The organism is Ascidiaceihabitans sp., from assembly GCF_039986515.1.
Taxonomy (GTDB): domain Bacteria; phylum Pseudomonadota; class Alphaproteobacteria; order Rhodobacterales; family Rhodobacteraceae; genus Ascidiaceihabitans.
In genome coordinates, this window is record NZ_JBDWQO010000014.1 from 122,650 (window position 1) to 142,849 (window position 20,200).

At 54.9% G+C, this 20,200-nt stretch carries 19 protein-coding genes; 8 read left to right on the forward strand and 11 right to left on the reverse strand.

Annotated features, from left to right (window positions below; genetic code table 11):
- The first annotated feature begins 7 nt into the window (after nucleotides 1-7).
- The 3 genes from ABJL60_RS12945 to ABJL60_RS12955 all read left to right on the forward strand — a co-directional run bounded on the left by ABJL60_RS12945 (nucleotide 8) and on the right by ABJL60_RS12955 (nucleotide 3,414).
- On the forward strand, nucleotides 8-727 hold the full coding sequence (locus ABJL60_RS12945) for an OB-fold-containig protein (protein ID WP_348375863.1): 720 nt from the start codon (nucleotides 8-10) through the stop codon (nucleotides 725-727).
- 84 nt (nucleotides 728-811) lie between these two features.
- Nucleotides 812-2,458: a flotillin domain-containing protein gene (locus ABJL60_RS12950; RefSeq protein ID WP_348288460.1), complete on the forward strand. Its 1,647-nt coding sequence runs from the start codon at nucleotides 812-814 to the stop codon at nucleotides 2,456-2,458.
- A 437-nt stretch (nucleotides 2,459-2,895) separates the two neighbouring features.
- Nucleotides 2,896-3,414 (forward strand): GNAT family N-acetyltransferase, encoded by a 519-nt coding sequence (locus ABJL60_RS12955; protein WP_348375864.1) that lies wholly within the window; start codon nucleotides 2,896-2,898, stop codon nucleotides 3,412-3,414.
- Between the two features lie 92 nt (nucleotides 3,415-3,506).
- Here the strand turns inward: ABJL60_RS12955 and ABJL60_RS12960 are convergent, their stop codons facing one another.
- The 3 genes from ABJL60_RS12960 to ABJL60_RS12970 form a co-directional block, all read right to left on the reverse strand.
- The gene (locus ABJL60_RS12960) at nucleotides 3,507-3,827 is read right to left on the reverse strand and encodes a hypothetical protein (RefSeq protein WP_348288464.1); all 321 of its coding nucleotides are present in this window, start codon (nucleotides 3,825-3,827) and stop codon (nucleotides 3,507-3,509) included.
- 184 nt (nucleotides 3,828-4,011) lie between these two features.
- Nucleotides 4,012-4,632 carry a 30S ribosomal protein S4 gene (gene rpsD / locus ABJL60_RS12965; RefSeq protein ID WP_108827354.1) on the reverse strand — a complete coding sequence of 207 codons (621 nt, stop codon included), beginning with the start codon at nucleotides 4,630-4,632 and terminating at the stop codon, nucleotides 4,012-4,014.
- A 142-nt stretch (nucleotides 4,633-4,774) separates the two neighbouring features.
- Nucleotides 4,775-5,350: a DNA-3-methyladenine glycosylase I gene (locus ABJL60_RS12970; RefSeq protein WP_348288467.1), complete on the reverse strand. Its 576-nt coding sequence runs from the start codon at nucleotides 5,348-5,350 to the stop codon at nucleotides 4,775-4,777.
- Nucleotides 5,351-5,463: 113 nt separating this feature from the next.
- Between ABJL60_RS12970 and ABJL60_RS12975 the strand changes: the two genes are divergently transcribed.
- The 4 genes from ABJL60_RS12975 to ABJL60_RS12990 all read left to right on the forward strand — a co-directional run bounded on the left by ABJL60_RS12975 (nucleotide 5,464) and on the right by ABJL60_RS12990 (nucleotide 9,804).
- Nucleotides 5,464-6,291: an EAL domain-containing protein gene (locus ABJL60_RS12975; protein WP_348288469.1), complete on the forward strand. Its 828-nt coding sequence runs from the start codon at nucleotides 5,464-5,466 to the stop codon at nucleotides 6,289-6,291.
- A gap of 187 nt (nucleotides 6,292-6,478) precedes the next feature.
- The gene (locus tag ABJL60_RS12980) at nucleotides 6,479-7,654 is read left to right on the forward strand and encodes an acetyl-CoA C-acetyltransferase (RefSeq protein WP_348288471.1); all 1,176 of its coding nucleotides are present in this window, start codon (nucleotides 6,479-6,481) and stop codon (nucleotides 7,652-7,654) included.
- A gap of 158 nt (nucleotides 7,655-7,812) precedes the next feature.
- Nucleotides 7,813-8,535, forward strand: a complete 723-nt coding sequence (phbB, locus tag ABJL60_RS12985) for an acetoacetyl-CoA reductase (protein ID WP_108827351.1) — start codon at nucleotides 7,813-7,815, stop codon at nucleotides 8,533-8,535.
- 324 nt (nucleotides 8,536-8,859) lie between these two features.
- Entirely contained in the window at nucleotides 8,860-9,804 is a 945-nt protein-coding gene (locus ABJL60_RS12990; RefSeq protein WP_348288473.1) for a transcriptional regulator GcvA, read from the forward strand.
- 5 nt (nucleotides 9,805-9,809) lie between these two features.
- On the opposite strand, the gene ABJL60_RS12995 is transcribed toward ABJL60_RS12990, so the two are convergent.
- The 3 genes from ABJL60_RS12995 to ABJL60_RS13005 form a co-directional block, all read right to left on the reverse strand.
- Nucleotides 9,810-9,974 carry a YdcH family protein gene (locus ABJL60_RS12995; RefSeq protein ID WP_108827349.1) on the reverse strand — a complete coding sequence of 55 codons (165 nt, stop codon included), beginning with the start codon at nucleotides 9,972-9,974 and terminating at the stop codon, nucleotides 9,810-9,812.
- A 103-nt stretch (nucleotides 9,975-10,077) separates the two neighbouring features.
- Nucleotides 10,078-10,821, reverse strand: a complete 744-nt coding sequence (locus tag ABJL60_RS13000) for a methyltransferase (RefSeq protein WP_348288475.1) — start codon at nucleotides 10,819-10,821, stop codon at nucleotides 10,078-10,080.
- Complete coding sequence (locus ABJL60_RS13005) at nucleotides 10,799-11,014, reverse strand: DUF2007 domain-containing protein (protein ID WP_108827347.1); 216 nt, start codon at nucleotides 11,012-11,014, stop codon at nucleotides 10,799-10,801. Before ABJL60_RS13005 ends, ABJL60_RS13000 begins: the two co-directional genes overlap by 23 nt.
- 56 nt (nucleotides 11,015-11,070) lie before the next feature.
- On the opposite strand from ABJL60_RS13005, the gene ABJL60_RS13010 reads away from it, so the two are divergent.
- Nucleotides 11,071-12,072, forward strand: coding sequence for a polyprenyl synthetase family protein (locus tag ABJL60_RS13010; protein WP_348375865.1), 1,002 nt, complete (start codon nucleotides 11,071-11,073; stop codon nucleotides 12,070-12,072).
- On the opposite strand, the gene ABJL60_RS13015 is transcribed toward ABJL60_RS13010, so the two are convergent.
- From ABJL60_RS13015 to ABJL60_RS13035, 5 genes are all read right to left on the reverse strand, one after another.
- Complete coding sequence (locus ABJL60_RS13015) at nucleotides 12,065-12,862, reverse strand: 4-(cytidine 5'-diphospho)-2-C-methyl-D-erythritol kinase (protein ID WP_348375866.1); 798 nt, start codon at nucleotides 12,860-12,862, stop codon at nucleotides 12,065-12,067. The two genes, ABJL60_RS13010 and ABJL60_RS13015, sit on opposite strands and share 8 nt — an antisense overlap.
- Nucleotides 12,852-14,564, reverse strand: coding sequence for a tetratricopeptide repeat protein (locus ABJL60_RS13020; protein WP_348375867.1), 1,713 nt, complete (start codon nucleotides 14,562-14,564; stop codon nucleotides 12,852-12,854). Before ABJL60_RS13020 ends, ABJL60_RS13015 begins: the two co-directional genes overlap by 11 nt.
- 93 nt (nucleotides 14,565-14,657) lie before the next feature.
- Nucleotides 14,658-16,424 carry a carboxyl transferase domain-containing protein gene (locus tag ABJL60_RS13025; protein WP_348375868.1) on the reverse strand — a complete coding sequence of 589 codons (1,767 nt, stop codon included), beginning with the start codon at nucleotides 16,422-16,424 and terminating at the stop codon, nucleotides 14,658-14,660.
- A 120-nt stretch (nucleotides 16,425-16,544) separates the two neighbouring features.
- Entirely contained in the window at nucleotides 16,545-18,194 is a 1,650-nt protein-coding gene (locus ABJL60_RS13030) for an electron transfer flavoprotein-ubiquinone oxidoreductase (protein ID WP_348375869.1), read from the reverse strand.
- Nucleotides 18,195-18,372: 178 nt separating this feature from the next.
- Nucleotides 18,373-20,058: a hypothetical protein gene (locus ABJL60_RS13035; protein ID WP_348375870.1), complete on the reverse strand. Its 1,686-nt coding sequence runs from the start codon at nucleotides 20,056-20,058 to the stop codon at nucleotides 18,373-18,375.
- Nucleotides 20,059-20,200: the final 142 nt, after the last annotated feature.

Sequence of the window (20,200 nt, forward strand, 5' to 3'; positions counted from 1 at the left end):
GACCCAGATGGCCACATTACTGCTAGATCCCGCCCTGCTGCCGTTTACAGTCGCTTTGACATTGCTGTTCGGGCTTTTGGCGCTTGAGTTGATGGCCGTACTGTTTGGCGGATCATTGCTGGGGTTAGACACGGATGCGGATCTGGATATCGATCTGGATGTGGACTTCGACGTAAGTCCCGACATCGACTTGGACGCCGAGTTCAGCGCCTCCGACTTCAGCAATTGGGAAGCCGAACTTGATGCGGCCAACGACAGCGGCGCTGACGCCACTGCTTCTACCGACTGGCTTGGCATCAGCAAAGTGCCAACGCTGATATGGTTTGCGGCCGCTTTGTTGGCTTTCGGGCTGACAGGACTGGTCATCCAAACCTTCGCCGATGGCATTATCGGAACTTTGCTTACGCCATGGGCTGTTGCCATTCCCGCAGCGGCTGCAGGCATCTGGTCTGCCAAGAACTTTGCAAAAGTCTTCGCGCGGCTGATCCCGAAAAGCGAAAGCTCAGCAGTCTCAAACCGCCATCTGGGACGCCGTCGTGGCATCGTAAGCCAAGGCACGGCAGCCCGCGGCAAACCTGCCGAAGTGCGCGTGATGGACGGACATGGCAACGCACACTATCTGCGCGCCGAACCGTTGCGTAATGATGCGACCATCACGCAAGGCACCGAAGTGCTGGTCATGCGCCAATCCCGCGATGACGGCTACCGCCTTGTGCCCTTAACGTAGTACAACGGGCACCAACCGGCAGGCCACCTGATGGCGCGCCTGCCGCACTGAATAAAATTTACAATTGAAACAGAGGGAGAGCTTATGCAGTTCCAACTTATCATCGTCGTCGTTGCCAGTATTCTGGTGTTTCTTGTCCTTATCGGTCTGATTATGGCACGCCTGTATCGCCGTGCGACGCGTGAGGTGTCACTGGTTAAAACAGGTCAGGGCGGCAAGAAAGTCATCATGGATGGCGGTACGATCGTCATTCCATTGCTGCATGAAATCAGCCCTGTGAACATGAAGACCCTGCGTCTTGAAGTTCAGCGCAACAAAGAAGCCGCTTTGATCACTAAAGACCGGATGCGGGTCGATGTGGGTGTCGAGTTCTACGTATCGGTCAATGCGTCGATCGAAGGTATCTCACGCGCAGCACAAACACTGGGCGACCGCACCTTCTATGTCGATCAATTGCGCGAAATGATCGAAGGCAAACTGGTTGACGGTTTGCGGGCTGTGGCCGCGCAAATGACCATGGACGAGCTGCACGAAAACCGCGCCGAATTTGTGCAAGACGTGCAGAACGCGGTATCGGAAGATTTGATGAAAAACGGGCTAGAGTTGGAATCTGTATCGCTGACGGCCTTGGACCAAACCCCCTTTGACGATCTGGACGAAAACAACGCCTTTAACGCCGTGGGTATGCGCAAACTGGCCGAAGTTATTGCGACATCCAAAAAGGAACGCGCCCAGATTGATGCGGATGCGGAAGTATCTGTGCGCCGCGCTGCCATGGAAGGCGAACGCCAAAAGCTGAACATTGAACGTGACGAACAAGCAGCACAAATCGCGCAAATCCAAGAGGTTGAAACCTTGCGTGCAGCTCAGGATTCAGAGATCCGCCAGCGTCAGGAACAAGCCGAGCAAGAAAAAGAACGGGCGCGGATTGTACGCGAGGAAAGTATTCGCTCAGCTGAAATTGCCAAAGACCGTGATTTGGAAGTGGCGGAACAAGAACGCCAAATTATCATCAACCAGAAGTCCGAGGAAGAAAGCCGCGCACGTGCGTCAGCGGACCTTGCACGGGCTGAATCCACCAAAGCGCAAGAGGCTGTTGTGACAGCGCGTGAAGTGGCCGAAGCGGAGCGTGTGAAGCAGATTGCGTTGATTGAAGCAGCGCGCGAAGCCGAACGCGAGGCGACCAAAATTCGTCTTGCTGCGACCGCCCAGAAGGACGCGGCCCAAGACCGTGCGGACGCTGTGCGCGAACAGGCGCAGGCCGAGGCGGACGCCATCACGATCAAAGCCAAAGCCAAGAAAGACGATCTGCTGGCAGAGGCCGAGGGCCGTCAGGCGATCACCAACGCAGAGAACACTCTGTCCGAGGAGCTCATCGCGATGAAGGTCGATCTGGCCCGCCTCGAAGCGATGCCTGGCATCGTCGCAGAGATGGTCAAACCCGCCGAGAAAATCGACAGCATCAAAATCCACCAGATCGGTGGCATGGGTGGCGCCATGGGCGCAACTGCTGGCGGCGCGTCTGGCGACAAACCCGTCGTTAATCAAGCGCTTGATTCCATCATGGGGATGGCCGTGCAGATGCCCGCCTTGAAGAAACTCGGCGACGAGTTGGGTCTGTCGATGGAGAACGGTTTGGCGGGTCTGACGTCCAAAGCTTTGGGGGCGGAAAAAGCGAAACCAAAAGTGTCTGACGAAGACGCGGCCGAGGATGCAAAACCTGTGAACTAAACTAAAGGCCGTCCACCGCGCAGCGGGGTTAACGCAGCGTGCGGTGGGCTGTTTCGAGAAAAACGTACAAAAAGGCGGGTGAATTGTACAATTTGCCTGCCTTTTTGGTGGCCCCGAATGGCGAATTTGAGGGTTTTGTACAATTGCGGTCTAGTTTTGTACAATTTGTCTGGCGGTGCAGGGCTAACGGATTGTTAGGTTTTGAATGCTGTTAACGTTTGTGCTCAGACCGTAACTTTTGGATAACCATGTTTGCGAAATGCCGCTTTTCAAAGTCACGCTCCCCCCATTCAGTTCGGGTACACATTTCGCCGAACCACCCCACGCCCATATCCAAGAATGCGATGGCCAGCTTAACGTGTTACATTCGGCTATCCGCGATTGATCCGTATAGTGATCGTGACCACACCCCAAATCTGCAAATTCAAAGGCGACGCATGAAACATCTTTCGACTGCTCCGAAGCTCACAACGCAACGGTTGGTTATGCGTGGGCCGAAACAAAGTGATCTGGCGGAGTTCACCCGTTTTATGACCAGCGCACCTTCAATGAAAGCGCAGGGCGAAACGATCACACCAGAACAGGCTTGGTTTGGGTTTCTGATCAGCATTGGTCATTGGCACTGGCACGGGTTTGGCTTTTTTACTCTTGAAGAAAAGCAGACCGGGCAACCGGTTGGCCGCGTGGGCTTGATCAAGCATTCTGACTGGCCAGATGTTGAACTGGCATGGCACCTGTTTGAAGGTGCAGAGGGAAAAGGCTTTGCCACAGAAGCTGCGATGGCCGTCAAGCAATGGGCCCGCGATGATCTGGGACGAGATAAACTATACAGCTACATTGATGTGGAAAATGCGCGTTCGCAGGCTGTTGCAAAAAGGCTTGGGGCCGTCACGGACGGCACGCGGGCGCCCCATGAACCTGAGGCTGAAGTGTGGATTCACGCAATGGAAGATTAGGGATGGGTTTGTCCCACTTGGCCGCCAGGCTTGCCAACAAAAAGGGCCGCCCTTTCCAGAGCGGCCTTTTCTTCGAAATTCTCGTTTACAGCTCAGAAGTTGCAGCGTTTTTTATTCGCCAAAGCAACCAATACTTCATTGCGTTTGTTCGCGGCTTCCAGCGCCTGTTGCGCGTTGGAATAGTTGCCGATGACCGCAGGCCAAAACAAAATAGCGGCCGCTACGTTTTTGCCTGATGCCGTTTTGCCTTTGGCGGCTTCCGTGCGGATTTCTTCAAGTTGTGTCAATTGGACCTTGATCTGTTCACAGGTCAGGCTTTCGTCGTTCACAGAAGTCGTCTGCACAACTTCCGGCGATACGCAGGCTGACAGTACCATGGCCGTTGCAACGGCCGCAAAACTCATCTTCTTCATTCTTACTCAATCTCCAATTGATTTGTAGAAGGGTCTTAACGCGAAAGGCTTACCAGAGTCTCCGCAAAGAATTCATTTATCAAGATTTTTTTCACCTACACAGCATGCCGAAAACAAAAAAAGCCGCCCTTTTCAGAGCGGCTTTTCCAAATTCTTGGGTTCTGAAAAACGAGGGCGTTAACCCTTAGTTTTTCGCGTAGAATTCAACAACCAGGTTGGGTTCCATCATGACCGGGTAAGGCACATCGCCCAACGCAGGTGTGCGCACGAATGTCGCTGTCATTTTGGAGTGGTCGACTTCCATGTAATCCGGAACGTCGCGCTCGGCCAATTGTGTCGCTTCCAGCAGAACCGCCAATTGCTTGGAACGGTCACGCACTTCGATCACGTCGCCTTCTTTGACGCGGTAAGACGGGATGTTCACCTTCTTGCCGTTCACTTTCACATGGCCGTGGTTCACGAATTGGCGAGCGGCAAATACTGTCGCTACGAACTTCGCGCGGTACACAACAGCGTCAAGGCGACGCTCAAGCAGACCAACCAAGTTTTCACCTGTATCGCCACCCACACGCTCAGCTTCGGCGTAGATGCGGCGGAATTGCTTTTCGGTCAGGTCGCCGTAGTAGCCTTTCAGCTTCTGTTTGGCGCGCAGCTGGATACCGAAATCGGACAATTTGCCTTTGCGGCGCTGACCGTGCTGGCCGGGGCCATATTCACGGCGGTTCACTGGGGATTTTGGACGGCCCCAGATGTTTTCGCCCATGCGGCGGTCAATTTTGTGCTTGGCAGACGTACGTTTGGTCACGACTGTTCTCCTTCTTAGGGTGCCTTTGCAGGCTATGAAGGGCGTTGTCCTTTGGGCGAACCCCGACAGGCATCCCCTTGCGGAGGCCACCAACACCAATGAATGAGCGGCTTATAGAGAGGTACTGACCGGAGTCAACGCATTAATCGCGCACTAAGCGCTGCACGTCCGCGTGTCTTGGACATGTCACCAAATGGTTATTGATAAGCCCCGTCGCTTCCATGAACGCATAGACAATTGTGGGGCCACAAAACTTGAAGCCTTCTTTCTTTAGATCCTTTGAAATCTGGGTGGACAGGTCCGAGAACGTCGGGACATCTTCCTGCGCTTTCCAATGGTTAAGTTGGGGGGTGCCCCCGACATAGTTCCATAAATAGGTGTCAAAGCCGACCCGTTGTTCGATCTTTTGCCAGACACGGGCATTGGTGATGGTCGCCTCAATCTTGCCGCGGTGGCGAATGATTCCCTTGTCTTGTAGCAAGCGCTGCACATCATCTTCGCCCCACGCGGCAATAATGTTGGGATCAAAACCAGCAAAGGCTCTGCGAAAGTTATCTCGCTTTTTAAGGATCGTGAGCCAACTTAGCCCGGCTTGAAACCCGTCAAGGATCAGCTTTTCCCACAACGCACGACTGTTATATTCGGGAACACCCCAATCGGTGTCGTGATAATCTAGATATATCTGTTCCGGACCCGCCCAAGTGCACCGATTACTCATAATTTAGTTCCTATTTGATACTTCTTTGAGGAAGTACACAGGGTGAATATTAAGACTTTATTATGCGTTCAAAGCACATGGTCAGACAACACAACAAATGGGGACGCAAACGAGTGAACCGTTTTCAGGGTAATGCACCACTGTCAGGCGAAGACAATCCGCTGAATTTTGCGGTCAACAGCCGCGATCGCGCGACGTTAGACATGGTCGCGGCGGCGATAACCCACAAGCAAACACTGTTGGCCTATCAACCGGTCATGATGGCCAGCGACCCGACACGCGTGGGCTTTTACGAAGCGCTCATTCGGGTGATGGACGAAACAGGGCGCATCATACCTGCAAAAGATTTCATGGACGTGATCGAAGACACGGAACTGGGGCGCCACATCGATGCCTTGTCGCTGAATATGGGTCTACGGGCGTTACATGAAAACCCGGCCTTGAGGTTATCAATCAACATGTCCGCACGCTCCATTGGCTATGGTCGATGGATGCAAAATTTCAAACGCTGGATGGCAAAAGACAAAACCATTGCAGAACGGTTGATTTTGGAAATCACTGAAAGTTCCGCAATGGACATGCCAGACATCGTCGTTCGGTTCATGGATGATCTGCAAGCGCTTGGTATCAGCTTTGCTTTAGATGATTTTGGGGCGGGCCATACCGCTTTACGCTATTTCAAAGACTTCTACTTTGATGTGCTCAAAATTGACGGTCAGTTCATTCAGGGCATCGCTGATGATGCAGACAATCAGGCGCTGACCCGCGCAATGATCGATATCGCCCGTCACTTTGATATGTTGACGGTGGCAGAATTCGTCGAAACCAAAGCGGACATGGACACTTTGGTGGCTTTGGGTGTCGATTGTTTGCAAGGGTTCCTGTTTTCCGCGCCCACCACGCGCCCGGATTGGATGCAGCCCGAAGTGAAGCGCGCTTAACCCATCTCTCACCTCAAAGATTCTCACTTTGTGAAGGTCATAGCCGGGTGGCTCGCGTAGCTTCGATGGAATGCGCAGTTCTGTCGCGTTGCCGCAGTGCGGCGAATCCGCTATATGTGGAACGCACAGGGGCAAAGCTGATGGCTACCTTAGACCTCTGGCATTTTCGTAAGAGGACACAACTACCATGACCAACATCGTCATCGCATCCGCAGCCCGTACTGCGGTGGGCAGCTTCGGCGGCTCTTTTGCCAACACCCCTGCCCACGATTTGGGGTCCGCTATGCTCGAGGCGATCGTGGCACGCGCAGGTATCGACAAATCTGAGGTATCGGAAACGATTTTGGGTCAGGTCTTAACCGCAGCGCAAGGACAAAACCCTGCGCGTCAAGCGCACATAAATGCAGGGCTGGCACAAGAAAGTGCTGCTTGGTCAATCAATCAGGTTTGCGGATCAGGTCTGCGGGCCGTTGCCTTGGCAGCACAGCACATTCAATTGGGCGACGCCAACATTGTCGCCGCAGGCGGTCAGGAAAACATGACCCTCAGCCCACATGCCGCATATCTGCGTGCCGGTCACAAAATGGGCGACATGAAATACATCGACACAATGATCCGTGACGGTCTTTGGGATGCGTTCAACGGTTACCACATGGGTCAAACTGCTGAAAACGTTGCAGAACAGTGGCAGATCAGCCGCGACATGCAGGATGAGTTCGCCGTCGCGTCGCAAAACAAAGCGGAAGCCGCGCAAAAAGCCGGCAAATTCGCAGATGAGATTGCAGCCTTTACTGTAAAAACTCGCAAAGGCGACATCGTCGTCGATCAAGATGAATACATTCGTCACGGCGCGACAATAGAAGCCATGCAAAAGCTGCGCCCGGCTTTTGCAAAAGACGGTTCAGTCACCGCTGCAAACGCATCCGGCCTGAACGACGGTGCCGCTGGCGCACTGTTGATGAGCGCCGATGAGGCCGAAAAACGCGGCATTGAGCCACTGGCGCGTATCGCATCTTACGCAACCGCAGGCCTTGACCCGTCCATCATGGGGGTTGGTCCGATCTATGCCAGCCGCAAAGCCTTGGAAAAAGCCGGTTGGAAAGCTGAAGACCTCGACTTGGTTGAAGCAAACGAAGCGTTTGCTGCACAGGCATGCGCCGTGAACAAGGACATGGGCTGGGATCCGGCAATCGTGAACGTAAATGGCGGCGCCATCGCGATCGGTCACCCGATTGGGGCATCCGGTGCACGCGTATTGAACACATTGCTGTTTGAAATGAAGCGACGCGGCGCGAAAAAAGGTCTGGCAACACTGTGCATCGGTGGCGGCATGGGCGTCGCGATGTGTCTTGAGCGCCCATAAGGCAGCTTAACCTGAACAAAGGCGGTGCCAGTTGGTGCCGCCTTCTTAGTTTGTAAAATCTGACCTCAACTATTTCGCATCCGCAGCGTAATATTGTTGCGCCGCGAAAATAAAATTTGTAATAACCTTTCGAAGACAAAAATCAGGAGTGTCCCAAAATGTCACGCGTTGCTCTCGTCACTGGTGGTTCCCGAGGAATCGGAGCCGCTATCTCTCAAGCGTTGAAAGACGCAGGTTACGCCGTTGCTGCCACCTACGCAGGCAACGATGAAGCCGCGGCCAAATTCACAGAAGAAACCGGCATCAAAACCTACAAATGGAACGTTGCTGACTACGACGAATCTACCGCCGGAATAGCGCAAGTCGAAGCCGACCTTGGGCCTGTTGACGTCGTTGTGGCCAACGCTGGTATCACCCGCGACGCTCCGTTCCACAAAATGACACCTGAACAGTGGCATCAAGTTGTCGATACGAACCTGACAGGTGTGTTCAACACAGTGCATCCCGTCTGGAACGGCATGCGCGAACGCAAGTTTGGTCGCGTTATCGTAATCTCTTCGATCAACGGCCAGAAGGGGCAATTCGCGCAGGTCAACTATGCCGCCACGAAAGCGGGCGATTTGGGCATTGTGAAATCCCTGGCCCAAGAAGGTGCGCGCGCAGGCATCACTGCCAACGCCATCTGCCCCGGCTATATCGGTACTGACATGGTCATGGCCGTTCCTGAAAAAGTGCGCGACAGCATCATTGCGCAAATCCCGGCCGGGCGTTTGGGCGAACCAGAAGAAATCGCGCGCTGCGTTGTGTTCCTTGCATCAGACGATTCCGGGTTCATCAACGGATCGACGATCTCTGCAAATGGTGCACAATTCTTCGTCTAAAAGTTTTTTAAAAATAGAAAAAGGGCCGGTTCACCTTAAATGAGCCGGCCCTTTGTCGTCCCGTAAGATCATCGTAACCAGATTGGCTCGGTGATCAGCGGGAAGATTTTTTACCAAACAGCCAGCCCCAAGCTTGGGCAACCGTTTCGGCGCGTTCCTCATGGGCGATTTTGATGGCACGGCGCATAGCGGGGCTTGTTGCTACTTCAAACATTGGGTTTTCCTTCGCTTTCGCATTTTTGACTTGCTCCTAATATGGGCAACTTTCGTGGTTGCGACAAACGAGACTTTTCAACGCTTCAGTTAAAGTATACTGAACTGAGTATGCCTGATCGCCTGCCTCCGCTGACCGCCTTGCGTGCTTTTGATGCCGCCGCACGCCATATGTCCTTTGCAAAAGCTGCAGATGAGTTGCACGTGACCCCGGCCGCACTAAGCTATCAGATCAAATCTATTGAAGACCACCTTGGTGCTCCGTTGTTTCGTCGCCTGAACCGGGCAGTCGAGTTGACAGAGGCCGGGACCGCCTTGGCGCCCGGTGCGAAAGACGGGTTCCAAACACTGGCCGCAGCCTGGCGGGCCGCTGTACATCTACAAGACACCCAGACACTCACCGTGACAGCCGGGCCAGCCTTCACGGCAAAATGGTTGGCCCCGCGTCTGTATGAATTTGCCCAAGCCCACCCCGAAATAGAGCTTCGCTTTTCGGCGTCGTTGCGCATGATGGATTTTGGGCGAGATGCAATTGATGTGGCAATCCGGTTCGGATATGGCCCGGACGAAAGCCTGTTTTCCTTGCCTTTGGCAGAAGAATGGGTGGCTCCGGTCATGACGCCAGATCTGGCGGAAAAGTACCCAACCCCCGAAAGCCTGGTTGATGCACCGCTGATCGTGGATCACAGCATCGATTTTTTGAACCCGAAATGCGATTGGCCCGCGTGGTTCAATGCGATGGGCGTTTCATTCAATGATCTACACGGGCCGCAGTTTTCACAAGCCGACCATGCCGTGGACGCTGCATTGGCTGGTGTTGGCGTCGTGTTGGGTCGAAGGGCGTTGGTGGTCAAGGACATCGCTGATGGCCGTTTTGTCCTGCCATTCACAACGGCGCTTGGAACGGGCGCACGTTTCCGGTTTTTGTGCCCACAAGGAACTGAAAACCGCCCCCAAGTTAAAGCCTTGCGGGAATGGATGTTGGCAGAAATCGATAAAACCGCCAACATCACAGCATCATTGGAAATTATTCCGGTAACTGACCGAAAATCCTAGCCTGTCTAATCAGACAGTCGCGTGATTTGTTCTTTAAGTCGGAGCTTTTGCTTCTTCATCGCGGCCACTTCCATCGCATCGGCGCCCGGCGCACGTTGCGCCTGTTCGACAGCTTCGCTGAGGGAAGTGTGCTTCTTTTTCAGTGTCTCAAGATGTGCATTCAAGCTCATTTAGTCCTCCTGATTGATCAAGTTGCGAGGACGATTGAATCATGGATTACATGATCTGTCACGCCGCACCCGCATTGTAGGCAGAGAACCTCTTAATGAATGATTAAAACTTGAGCGCCGCCCCGTCACGCAAAACTGCTTTGATTTCAGCGGTATAGCTTTCACCATCTTTTTCGTGCTTTTCGCCGCAGTGCAAAATGCGCGGATAAAATAGTTCAAATGCAGCGCGGCCTTCCTTTCGTGCGCGCAAAATCACCAATTCAGCGCGGCGTCCGGTGCGCGGCGCAATCGGCAAAACCTGCGTGGACCCCATGGATGATGGCAACGCTGCCAAAAGGTCCGGCAACCGCTCCGCACGATGAATGAAATGCACATACCCTTTTGGCTTCAATCGCTTAGCCGCAACCTCAACCCACTTTTGCAAAGGTGTCGCTTCACCCATTGCTGTTTCGCGCCCCACATCGCTGGCCGCAACACTGGCAGAGCGATCAAAGTAGGGGGGATTGGCCAGAACATGATCAAACTGTCGCTGCCGCACATCAGCAGGCAGCGCGGCAAGGTCTGCTTGCAAGACGTTCAAACCGTTGCGTTGCGCCAAATCTGCGTAAAATGCCTGACGTTCTACCCCAAACACGTCCACATCCGGCAAACGCGCCTTAAGGCAAAGTGCCGCAGCCCCAACCCCGCAGCCAAGATCCAAAGCTGTTTGCCCTGTCTTTGCCTCGACGCTGGCCGCCAGCAAAACAGGGTCTACACCCGCCCGATATCCCCGCCGTGGCTGCCACAGATGCAGTTTTCCACCCAGAAACGCGTCATATGTTAGGTCATTTTCCAAGGTCAATTTCATTATCACGCATCACCCGCACCGCAGCATCATGATCCCCGTCCCGTACCATCAGTCTACGGGGGAAGATTCCAATGCCACCTTCGAGCACGCTCATATTTACGTCCATTTGAAAACAATCTATATCCTCGCCTGACAGGAGGGCTGTCGCGAATGCAATGATCGTCGGGTCGGTTGTGCGCAAAAGTTCCTTCATACGCCAAGGGTTTACGCCTAAGGCACGCAACAGTCGAGAGACCTTGGGGAAACATCATGGACAGTGCCTTGGAAATCCAGAAACCACACGACCAGTTGGCCGCATTTTTAGCCGATGACATGGTCGCTGTGAACGCTTTGATCCGCGACCGCATGGCATCCGAACACGCCCCACGCATTCCAGAAGTCACCGCCCATCTGGTGGAAGCGGGCGGCAAGCGTTTGCGCCCCATGATGACACTGGCCGCGGCCCATATGTGTGGCTACGACGGTCCGTTCCACGTGCACTTGGCTGCGACGGTTGAGTTCATTCACACCGCAACTTTGCTGCATGATGATGTTGTAGATGAAAGCGGCCAACGCCGTGGACGCCCGACTGCCAACCTGCTTTGGGACAACAAATCATCTGTTTTGGTTGGGGATTATCTGTTTTCACGGTCCTTCCAGTTGATGGTCGAAACCGGATCATTGCGTGTGTTGGACATTTTGGCCAACGCATCCGCCACCATTGCGGAAGGCGAAGTCTTGCAACTGACCGCCGCGCAGGATCTGGCCACAACCGAAGCGATTTACCTGCAGGTTGTGCGCGGCAAGACAGCAGCTTTGTTTTCTGCGGCCACCGAAGTTGGGGGTGTGATTGCCGGGGCCGACGACGCGACGGTGCAGGCTTTGTATGACTACGGAGATGCTCTTGGGGTATCCTTCCAGATCGTGGATGATTTGCTGGATTACCAAGGCCAAGCGGCTGCCACAGGCAAAAACGTCGGCGACGACTTTCGCGAACGCAAATTGACGTTACCCGTTATCAAGGCAATTGCCTTGGCCGACGCAGAAGAACGCGCCTTCTGGCAACGCACGATCGAAAAAGGTGTGCAAGAGGACGGTGATCTGGATCACGCCCTGACCCTGTTGAACACGCATGGCACGCTGGCTGCAACGCGCGACGACGCTTTGGCTTGGGCTGAAAAAGGCAAGGCGGCTTTGGACGGATTGCCGGACCACCCTGTAAAGCAAATGCTGATTGATCTGGCGGATTACGTGGTGGATCGCGTCAACTAAGCACGCAAGGCTTTACCCACCAATCGGGATATGCCGTTGCAAGTTTGTGGGCTGCAGCTTGGGCTGCGGACGCTGTATCAAACAAAGCAAAGCACGTGGCCCCGGACCCCGACATCCGCACCAGATTTTGGCCATCGCAGGCCGCTAGCGCCGCAAGAACTGTGCCAATGTCAGGGGCTATTGTGATAGCAGCGGCTTGAAGATCGTTGCGCTGACGGTGCAACCACTGTGTAAAATCCACGCCATGTTGTGGCATGTCTTCCTGACCTAAATTGTCTTTTTGCGCCAAAGCCTGAAAAACCTGCGGGGTCGGCACATAGGCCCCCGAATTCACCAATACCGCAAAAAGCCGTGGCATATTGGCGACAGGGTTCACCACGTCACCGATGCCCTGCATCCGCGCCGCCCTGCCATATGAGCACACCGGCACATCAGCGCCCAGCTCCAACCCTGCATTGTCGCAGTCCAACGCACGCAGCAAAGCCCCCGCGTCGGACGAACCACCGCCAATTCCTGCCCCATGCGGAAGGTTCTTTTGTAAGGTCAAATGACCCGTCACACCTGCCAATTCCGCGGCTTTCCAAAGCAGGTTGCGCCCGTCGCACGGCACGCCCTTTGAAAAAGGGCCATCCACCTTCAGGGACATTTCAGGTGCTGGGGTGAAGGTTATCGCATCACCCACATCGGCAAACACAACCAAAGAATCGAGCAGATGATACCCATCTGCCCGCTGCCCTGTGACATGTAGTGTCAGGTTGATTTTAGCGGGTGCAAAGCACTCAGTTGTCATCGGCGACCTTCAAGGGATCGGCGCCTTCTTCTTCCAGCACCACATCCAAACCAACCTCAAGCTTGCGCCGAATGCGGTCAGGTTTCACGTCTTCACTGGCCGTGCCGTATTCAGCGAAAGACAAAGCCCGGCTCCATTGGAATTCAGCTTCGCGGGTGCGGCCAACAGCCCAATACACATCGCCCAAGTGGTCATTCACAACCGGGTCAACAGGCATCAATTCCACGGCGCGTTCCATATGTGCCACCGCTTCGCCGTAACGACCAAGCCGGTACAAAACCCATCCTAGACTGTCGACAATATAGCCGCTGTCTGGTTCTTTTGCGACGGCTTTTTCAATCATTCCAAGGGCTTCATCCAGATTGATCTGTTTTTCGACCATCGAGTAGCCTAGGTAATTCAACACCTGTGGCTGATCTGGGTTCAATGCCAAAGCTTGCCGGAAATCCGCTTCTGCCAAGTCCCAATTGTCCAAACGCTCATGGGCGATGGCACGGGCGTAGTGCGAAAACCAGCGCCCCCGCGCGTCGGGTTCCATCAGTTCTAGTGTCCGGTCATAGGCACCCACGGCATCGCTATAACGTTCTTGTTGCCGGTAGACATCGCCCAAAGTCGAAAACACAGGCGCCATATCAGGAAAGCGCCGCGACATTTGTTGCAGTGCCTCGATTGCGGCATCGGGCTTGCCACTGCGGCGCAGGGCAGCGGCGCGTCCCAACTGGGCCGCGTGGGTGGCCGCATGCCCGTCAGGGACAGATTCGTACGCTGCGATTGCCAGATCAAACTGTCCCAATTCCTCCAAAAGCGAAGCATTCAACAAAGCACTATCGATATGATCGGGGCGAATATACTGTGCCAGACGCGCATAAAGCAGCGTGTAATTTGCCCCGGCTTCACCGCGCAACACGTCTGCCAAGGTGTGGAACACTTCGGCATGGCCATCGCGGGCCGACGTCACATGGGTGAACGGCATCGTCTTGCCCGCTTCAAGACCTTCGATCAAACGCGCCAGTTCCGGATCAGAGGCCGCCCCAAAGGCCAGACGCAGTTTTTGCAGTGCATCTTCGTTGCGATCCAGTTGCGACAGGATTTCGGCACGCGCCATAATCCCACGCCGCATAATATTCAAAGCCCCGGCATCGTCCGACGCGTAAACGGCTTCGGCGGCGGCGAAATCGCCAGTCGACGCCAACGCCATCGCTTTTTGATAGCGTGCAAACCCGCCAAAGCTGGGTTCGTCCATCAATGCATCAAAACTGTCCAATGCCCCTTGCATATCCCCAAGACCGACCTTGGTCCAAGCGGCCAACAACCCGTCAACAAGGGGGCCAATTCCAAGTGTTTCTGCATCACGGGCTGCCAAAGTGGCAAAATCTTCGCGTTTGACCAGATCGGCAATCACCACCATATGCGCCGCCTGCGCACGGATCTCTGCATCTTCCATCAGCTTTGCAATCGGCAATGCCCTGTCCAACTGACCCAGCGACAAAAGCGACACAACCGCCCCGTCCATGAATTCTGCATTCTGAGCATCTCGTGCCAGCGCCTTGCTATAATACGCAGCCGCCTGTTTGAAATCGCTGTTTACAGCGGCCTCACGCCCCGCCAGATAGGCCCCCGCTGCAGACTGTGCCTGAGCAACATCCAAGCCAGAGAAAGACAAAACGCCCACAAGGGCAGACGACAGAAGAAAACGTAACACGCTCAGGGCACCTCTTGCTGGTTTTCCCTCAGGCTAACACGTTCCCGAAGATGCGCAATGGGGCGCACGGGGGTGTGATCGCTGTGCGGCAGTTCACCACGCATCAACATAACGGTGTCCCGGCACAGCAGCCCCCGCCGTCGCAAAGGCGCGGTCCACGGCGTGGCGGGTATCTGCAGGGTCAATCACCGCGTCAAATTCCAAGACACTTGCGGCGTTCAGCGCTTTGCCACGTGCATACAGTGCATCGATAAGACGCTGCAGCTCTGCTTCGCGTGCTTGGTCGTCTTCGATCGCTGCCAGATGGTCACGTGCGCCAAGCTTAACGGCCCCTTCGATGCCCATGGCACCCAATTCACCTGTCGGCCAAGCACAACAAAACTGAGGCCTGTCAAAACCGCCGCCGGCCATGGCCATGGCCCCTAACCCATAGGCTTTGCGCAAAATCACCGTCACCAAGGGTTGGCTGAAATGCGCCCCCGCCAGAAAAAGACGCGACACATGCGCCACTTGTCCTGTTGCTTCGACCTCGGGGCCGACCATAAACCCCGGAGTGTCACAAAGCGTTAGAACCGGCAGCCCCCAGGAATCGCAAAGCTGCAAAAAACGGGCAGCCTTATCGCCCGCCTGTGCATCAATGGCGCCACCAAGATGCAAGGGATTGTTTGCCAACAGTCCTAAGGGGCGGCCTTTCACACGGGCAAAACCGGTGATGATACCGTCCCCAAATTTCTGACGCAGCTCCAGAAAACTATCGTCGTCCACAATGCCTGCAATCGCGCGGCGCATGTCATAGGCGCGGGTCCGGTCGCTTGGCACAATATCGCGCAGATCCGCGTCGGGATTTTGCCACGACACAGTATCAGACATCCCCAAAACCTGTTTGGCGGCCAAAACCGCTGACCTTTCATCTTCGACCCGCAGATCGATCAATCCTGTTTCCATCTGCAAATCAGAAGGGCCGATATCTTTGGCGGCGAACCGCCCTAGCCCGCCCCCTTCGATCATCGCAGGTCCGCCCATGCCGACCCACGAATTTTTGGTGGCGATGCGAAGGTCACATACCCCGAAAAGGGCTGCGTTCCCCGCAAAGCAATATCCCGCCACAATTCCGATCTTGGGGCCTTTGTGGGCCGCAAAGTTACGAAAGGACGGCACATTCAACCCCGCTGCGATCAGCGGATCGACATCCACGTCATTGGGCCGCCCGCCACCCCCTTCGGCAAACAGCACGATGGGCAGTCGGTCGCGCCCGGCCACTTCGATCAAACGGTCCATTTTGCGGTGGTGCTGATAGCCTTGGGTGCCTGCCATCACCATGTAATCCACGGCCATGGCAGCGACGGGGCGCCCGTTGATCAACCCTGTGCCACAGATGATGCCATCCGCTTGAGCTTTGGCTTGGAGTTCTTCTTCCGTTTTGCGGGTCCGCTGGGCCGCAACAGCTAAGGCCCCGTATTCGTTAAACGTTTCGGCATCAAAAAGGTCTTCGATGTTTTCGCGGGCGGTGCGGTAGCCGCCTGCATGACGCTTGGCAACGGCGTCGGGGCGCGCACTATCGTGCAACATTCCCATTCTATTTTCAAATTCGATGAATTCAGGGCGTGGGACGTCGGGTTTCGCATCTACAGTGGTTTGTATCTGTGCCGCCTCAAACGACACCAAAGCCATGCCGCCATGCAGCTCATCTCCGACGGCCACGTGAACCGCCATGATCCGCACGTTTTCAGGTGCCAGAATTTCATGGCGCATTTTCATCAGTTCGGTGGCAATAAGAACGCCCCCTTTAGGCACCAAATCCCCAACAGCCACGCGCACTTCGGCGACCATTGCGGTTCCATCTGCTGTCAAAACTGTCATGGCACCCTCCGTTGTTACGACCAGACTGGAAGGCCCTTCGCGGCAACGCAAGGTTTTCGGGACGTCACAACAAAAAAGGGCAGGGAAATCCCCGCCCTTCTCAAACCAATTTAAGCCAGTTTACATGTTCGGGTAATTTGGCCCGTCGCCGCCTTGGGGCGTTGTCCAGTTGATGTTTTGGCTGGGGTCTTTGATGTCGCAGGTTTTGCAATGCACGCAGTTTTGGAAGTTGATCACGAACTTCGTGTCTTTCCCTGCCTCTTCGACAAATTCATACACACCCGCCGGGCAGTAGCGCGCTGACGGCCCTGCGTATTTGGCAAGGTTTACGCCCACTGGCACTGCGTCGTCTTTAAGGTGCAGGTGTGCGGGTTGGCTTTCTTCGTGGTTGGTGAAGGAAAACGCCACGTTGGTCAGCCGGTCAAAGGACAGCTTGCCGTCAGGTTTTGGATAGTCGATGGCCTTGTGCTTGGACGCTTCTTCTGTGCTGTCCGCATCGTTCTTGCCGTGGCCCAGCGTACCAAGCAGTGAGAAGCCCAACGTGTTGCACCACATGTCGAAGCCACCCACAGCCAAAGACGCTGTGAGGCCATATTTGGACCACAAGGGTTTGACGTTGCGCACTTTTTTGAGGTCTTGGCCGATGGCGCCTGTGCGCACTTCGTCCTCGTAGGCGTTCAATTCGTCCCCGGAACGATCAGCTTTGATCGCATCCATTGCAGCTTCTGCGGCCGCTTTGCCTGACAGCATCGCGTTGTGGTTGCCCTTGATGCGCGGCACGTTGACCATGCCCACGGAACAGCCCAACAGGGCCACGCCGGGTGCGACCATTTTGGGCATCGACTGGTAGCCGCCCTCGGAAATGGCGCGCGCGCCGTAAGCCACGCGTTTGCCGCCTTCCAAAAGGTCTTTCATCATCGGGTGATGCTTGAAGCGCTGGAATTCCATATATGGGAACAGGTGTGGGTTTTTGTAGTTCAGGTGAACAACGAAGCCCACGTAGACCTGATTGTTTTCAAGGTGATAAACGAAAGATCCGCCGCCTGCGTTGCTGCCCAAAGGCCAGCCCATCGTGTGGGTCACGGTGCCTTCTTTGTGCTTGGCAGGGTCGATTTCCCAGATTTCTTTCATGCCAAGGCCAAATTTTTGCGGTTCTTTGCCCTCAGAAAGGTTGTACTTGGCGATCACCTCTTTCGAAAGCGAGCCGCGCACACCTTCAGACAGGAACACATATTTGCCGTGCAGTTCCATGCCCGGCTCTGTGTTTTCGCCAATGCTACCGTCCGCTTCCAGCCCAAACACGCCAGCGACCACGCCTTTGACTTCGCCTTTGTCGCCGTAGACCAGTTCGGAACAAGACATGCCGGGGAAAATCTCGACACCCATTTCTTCGGCTTGTTCGGCCATCCAGCGGCACACGTTGCCCATAGATACGATGTAATTGTGGTGGTTGTTCATCAAAGGCGGCATCGGGAAGTTGGGGATGCGCAGCTTGCCCGCTTCGCCCAGCATGTAGAAGTTGTCTTCCTTCACCGGCGTGTTCAGCGGTGCACCTTTTTCTTTCCAGTCAGGGATCAATGCGTCCAAGCCGCAGGGGTCCAGAACTGCACCGGACAGGATATGTGCGCCCACTTCAGAGCCTTTTTCCAACACAACCACATTGCAGTCGGGGTCCAGCTGTTTCAGTCGAATGGCCGCAGACAGACCCGCAGGGCCAGCCCCCACGATCACAACGTCATATTCCATCGCTTCGCGTTCAATATCGGCCATCGTCAGAGGCTCCCTTTTCTAAATCTGCCACGCATCAAACTGCGCACGCAACTTTCGTTCGCGCTTGGCTAAACCACGTGCAAAGCCATTGCAATCGGGACATAGCGTAAATCAGAACCTTAAGCAGAATATGTCAGCATTATTGGGCGAAACGCGTCATTTTAACCCGAATTTTGGGCTAGGCGTGCACCCATAAGGCGCTGTCGGCAAATTTGGTCGCTTTCCACCAATCGGTGCGGCCTGCGCTGTAGTTGAAATTCGTACTACCCGCCTGGCTTTGCAGCGGCGCGGACACCGATCCGTCAGACAATCGCCGCGCCAGCCCGCCTGCGCCCTCAGGCACAACCATCGACACATGGCCAGAACGCCCGTCGTCTTTCCGCCGCGCAATAATCAATGCAACAGCACCCAGATTGGCGCTGTGTTGTACATCTGTGGGTGTAGAAACGCGTCGCCATCCGAAATCCTGCCCATAAGACACAAGCCAGCGAAACAGATCATTGGCCCGCATTTCGCGGATTGTATTTCCGTATCGGGGCGCCACCGAATGCCCCGCCTGCATCGCAGCCAATGCATCTGCCGTCCACCAGACCCGCGGCAGATAGGCACCTGCCAATGCGCAAAAATCATGGGCATAAATATTGCAAAACGTCAGGCCGGCACGGGGTTGATATCGGACATGCGTGTCCTGAGCCGGATTCAGATAGTTCACGATGCCCGCAAGATCATCACGCAGCGTATCCGGTGTGCTTCCAGTGCGCCCGGGCATTTTGGCCTCGTTCAGGGAATGTGCATTTGCGTTCTGCATCCGCGTGGTCACGGTGCCCGCCTTGCGCGGCATTTCCACGGGTGACATTGCGCCACCCGCAACTTTGGGGACAACCACAGGCGTTTTACCGTCCTTCAGGTACTGCGATGCGGCATAGCCATGAAACACGGTCCCTCCCATCTCGACCTCGATATGTTCAAACCCGTCTACGGCACTTTCCCCGAAACTGCGCACGGGCCAACCGCAGGGCAATTCGGCGACGACGTTTTTGGTCAAAGGCTGGCTGATCTTTGGGTTCATGCGCAAACGCAACGACGTTGTCATCGTTTCGACGTGCATCCACCGACCGAACGCCCGCAACGCCATGGGTTTGTCGACAACGGCCGTTCCGGCGGGCAAAGGCTTTGCCTGATTTAGATCCGGATTGGGCAGGCGCCGCGCGATTGCGAGGTAGTCACGCATATGTTCGCCGTAGAACTTGCCGCCCGACTGATGACCTTGCTTCAACCCTTTTGAGGCACGATAGCGGCCGGTATTGTAGGTGATGGCAATCGTCAGAAATTCAGCGTCTGTGATCGATGCCCGATCTTGCAGGCCGCGCTTTTTCAAACAGGATTTCAATTCCACCATGGCGTGGTGCAACGTGCCCGAGAAAGCTTCGTATTCGCGGTTCAAAAAGTAGTCGGGATTTGTTTTGAAAAACTGGATGTCGTATTGGAAAACACCAAAGCCGTGGCAGAACTTGTCGGGTCGTTTGAAGGCGAATTTGTAGCCATCAATATGGGCGGCCATGTCCAGCAAAGCTGTGCGCGCGATTTGAAACATTTGTGCGCCCTTGGGGGCGGCATCAAGGTGGGCGCGGGTTTTGGGAAACGCGCGTCTGTTGGGCGCATCCAGCGTGTCACCGCAACACAATCGCACGACGTCTTCGGGACTTAGCCCCGCCTTCTTGCGCAATACACCCCAGATACTTCCGGTTTCCTGAAACGCCAGGGCGCACAGCATATCGGGATCGAACACTGTGTCTTGGGTGGCCTGTGCCATTTCGGCAAAAAACTGATCTTTGAACCACTGAATATGATCTGAAACGGCCATAATTGACCTCCCTTTAACGCAAAAATACTTAATCTAATGCGGCAAAGGTTAACGGGTGCAATGATTCCACTCAAGGCGTTGAATTCATGACCCTGCGGGGGTGTCCCCCATCACACATCACCTCGCAGGGGTGTCCCCCATA

Coding starts and splice junctions, on each gene's coding strand:
- ABJL60_RS13005 (WP_108827347.1), bottom strand. CDS start 11,014: ATGAAGGAACTTTTGCGCACAACCGACCCGACGATCATTGCATTCGCG.
- phbB (WP_108827351.1), top strand. CDS start 7,813: ATGTCACGCGTTGCTCTCGTCACTGGTGGTTCCCGAGGAATCGGAGCC.
- ABJL60_RS13015 (WP_348375866.1), bottom strand. CDS start 12,862: ATGACAACTGAGTGCTTTGCACCCGCTAAAATCAACCTGACACTACAT.
- ABJL60_RS13025 (WP_348375868.1), bottom strand. CDS start 16,424: ATGACAGTTTTGACAGCAGATGGAACCGCAATGGTCGCCGAAGTGCGC.
- ABJL60_RS12945 (WP_348375863.1), top strand. CDS start 8: ATGGCCACATTACTGCTAGATCCCGCCCTGCTGCCGTTTACAGTCGCT.
- ABJL60_RS12980 (WP_348288471.1), top strand. CDS start 6,479: ATGACCAACATCGTCATCGCATCCGCAGCCCGTACTGCGGTGGGCAGC.
- ABJL60_RS12955 (WP_348375864.1), top strand. CDS start 2,896: ATGAAACATCTTTCGACTGCTCCGAAGCTCACAACGCAACGGTTGGTT.
- ABJL60_RS12990 (WP_348288473.1), top strand. CDS start 8,860: ATGCCTGATCGCCTGCCTCCGCTGACCGCCTTGCGTGCTTTTGATGCC.
- ABJL60_RS13035 (WP_348375870.1), bottom strand. CDS start 20,058: ATGGCCGTTTCAGATCATATTCAGTGGTTCAAAGATCAGTTTTTTGCC.
- ABJL60_RS12995 (WP_108827349.1), bottom strand. CDS start 9,974: ATGAGCTTGAATGCACATCTTGAGACACTGAAAAAGAAGCACACTTCC.
- ABJL60_RS12950 (WP_348288460.1), top strand. CDS start 812: ATGCAGTTCCAACTTATCATCGTCGTCGTTGCCAGTATTCTGGTGTTT.
- ABJL60_RS13000 (WP_348288475.1), bottom strand. CDS start 10,821: ATGAAATTGACCTTGGAAAATGACCTAACATATGACGCGTTTCTGGGT.
- ABJL60_RS13010 (WP_348375865.1), top strand. CDS start 11,071: ATGGACAGTGCCTTGGAAATCCAGAAACCACACGACCAGTTGGCCGCA.
- ABJL60_RS12970 (WP_348288467.1), bottom strand. CDS start 5,350: ATGAGTAATCGGTGCACTTGGGCGGGTCCGGAACAGATATATCTAGAT.
- ABJL60_RS13030 (WP_348375869.1), bottom strand. CDS start 18,194: ATGGCCGATATTGAACGCGAAGCGATGGAATATGACGTTGTGATCGTG.
- ABJL60_RS12960 (WP_348288464.1), bottom strand. CDS start 3,827: ATGAAGAAGATGAGTTTTGCGGCCGTTGCAACGGCCATGGTACTGTCA.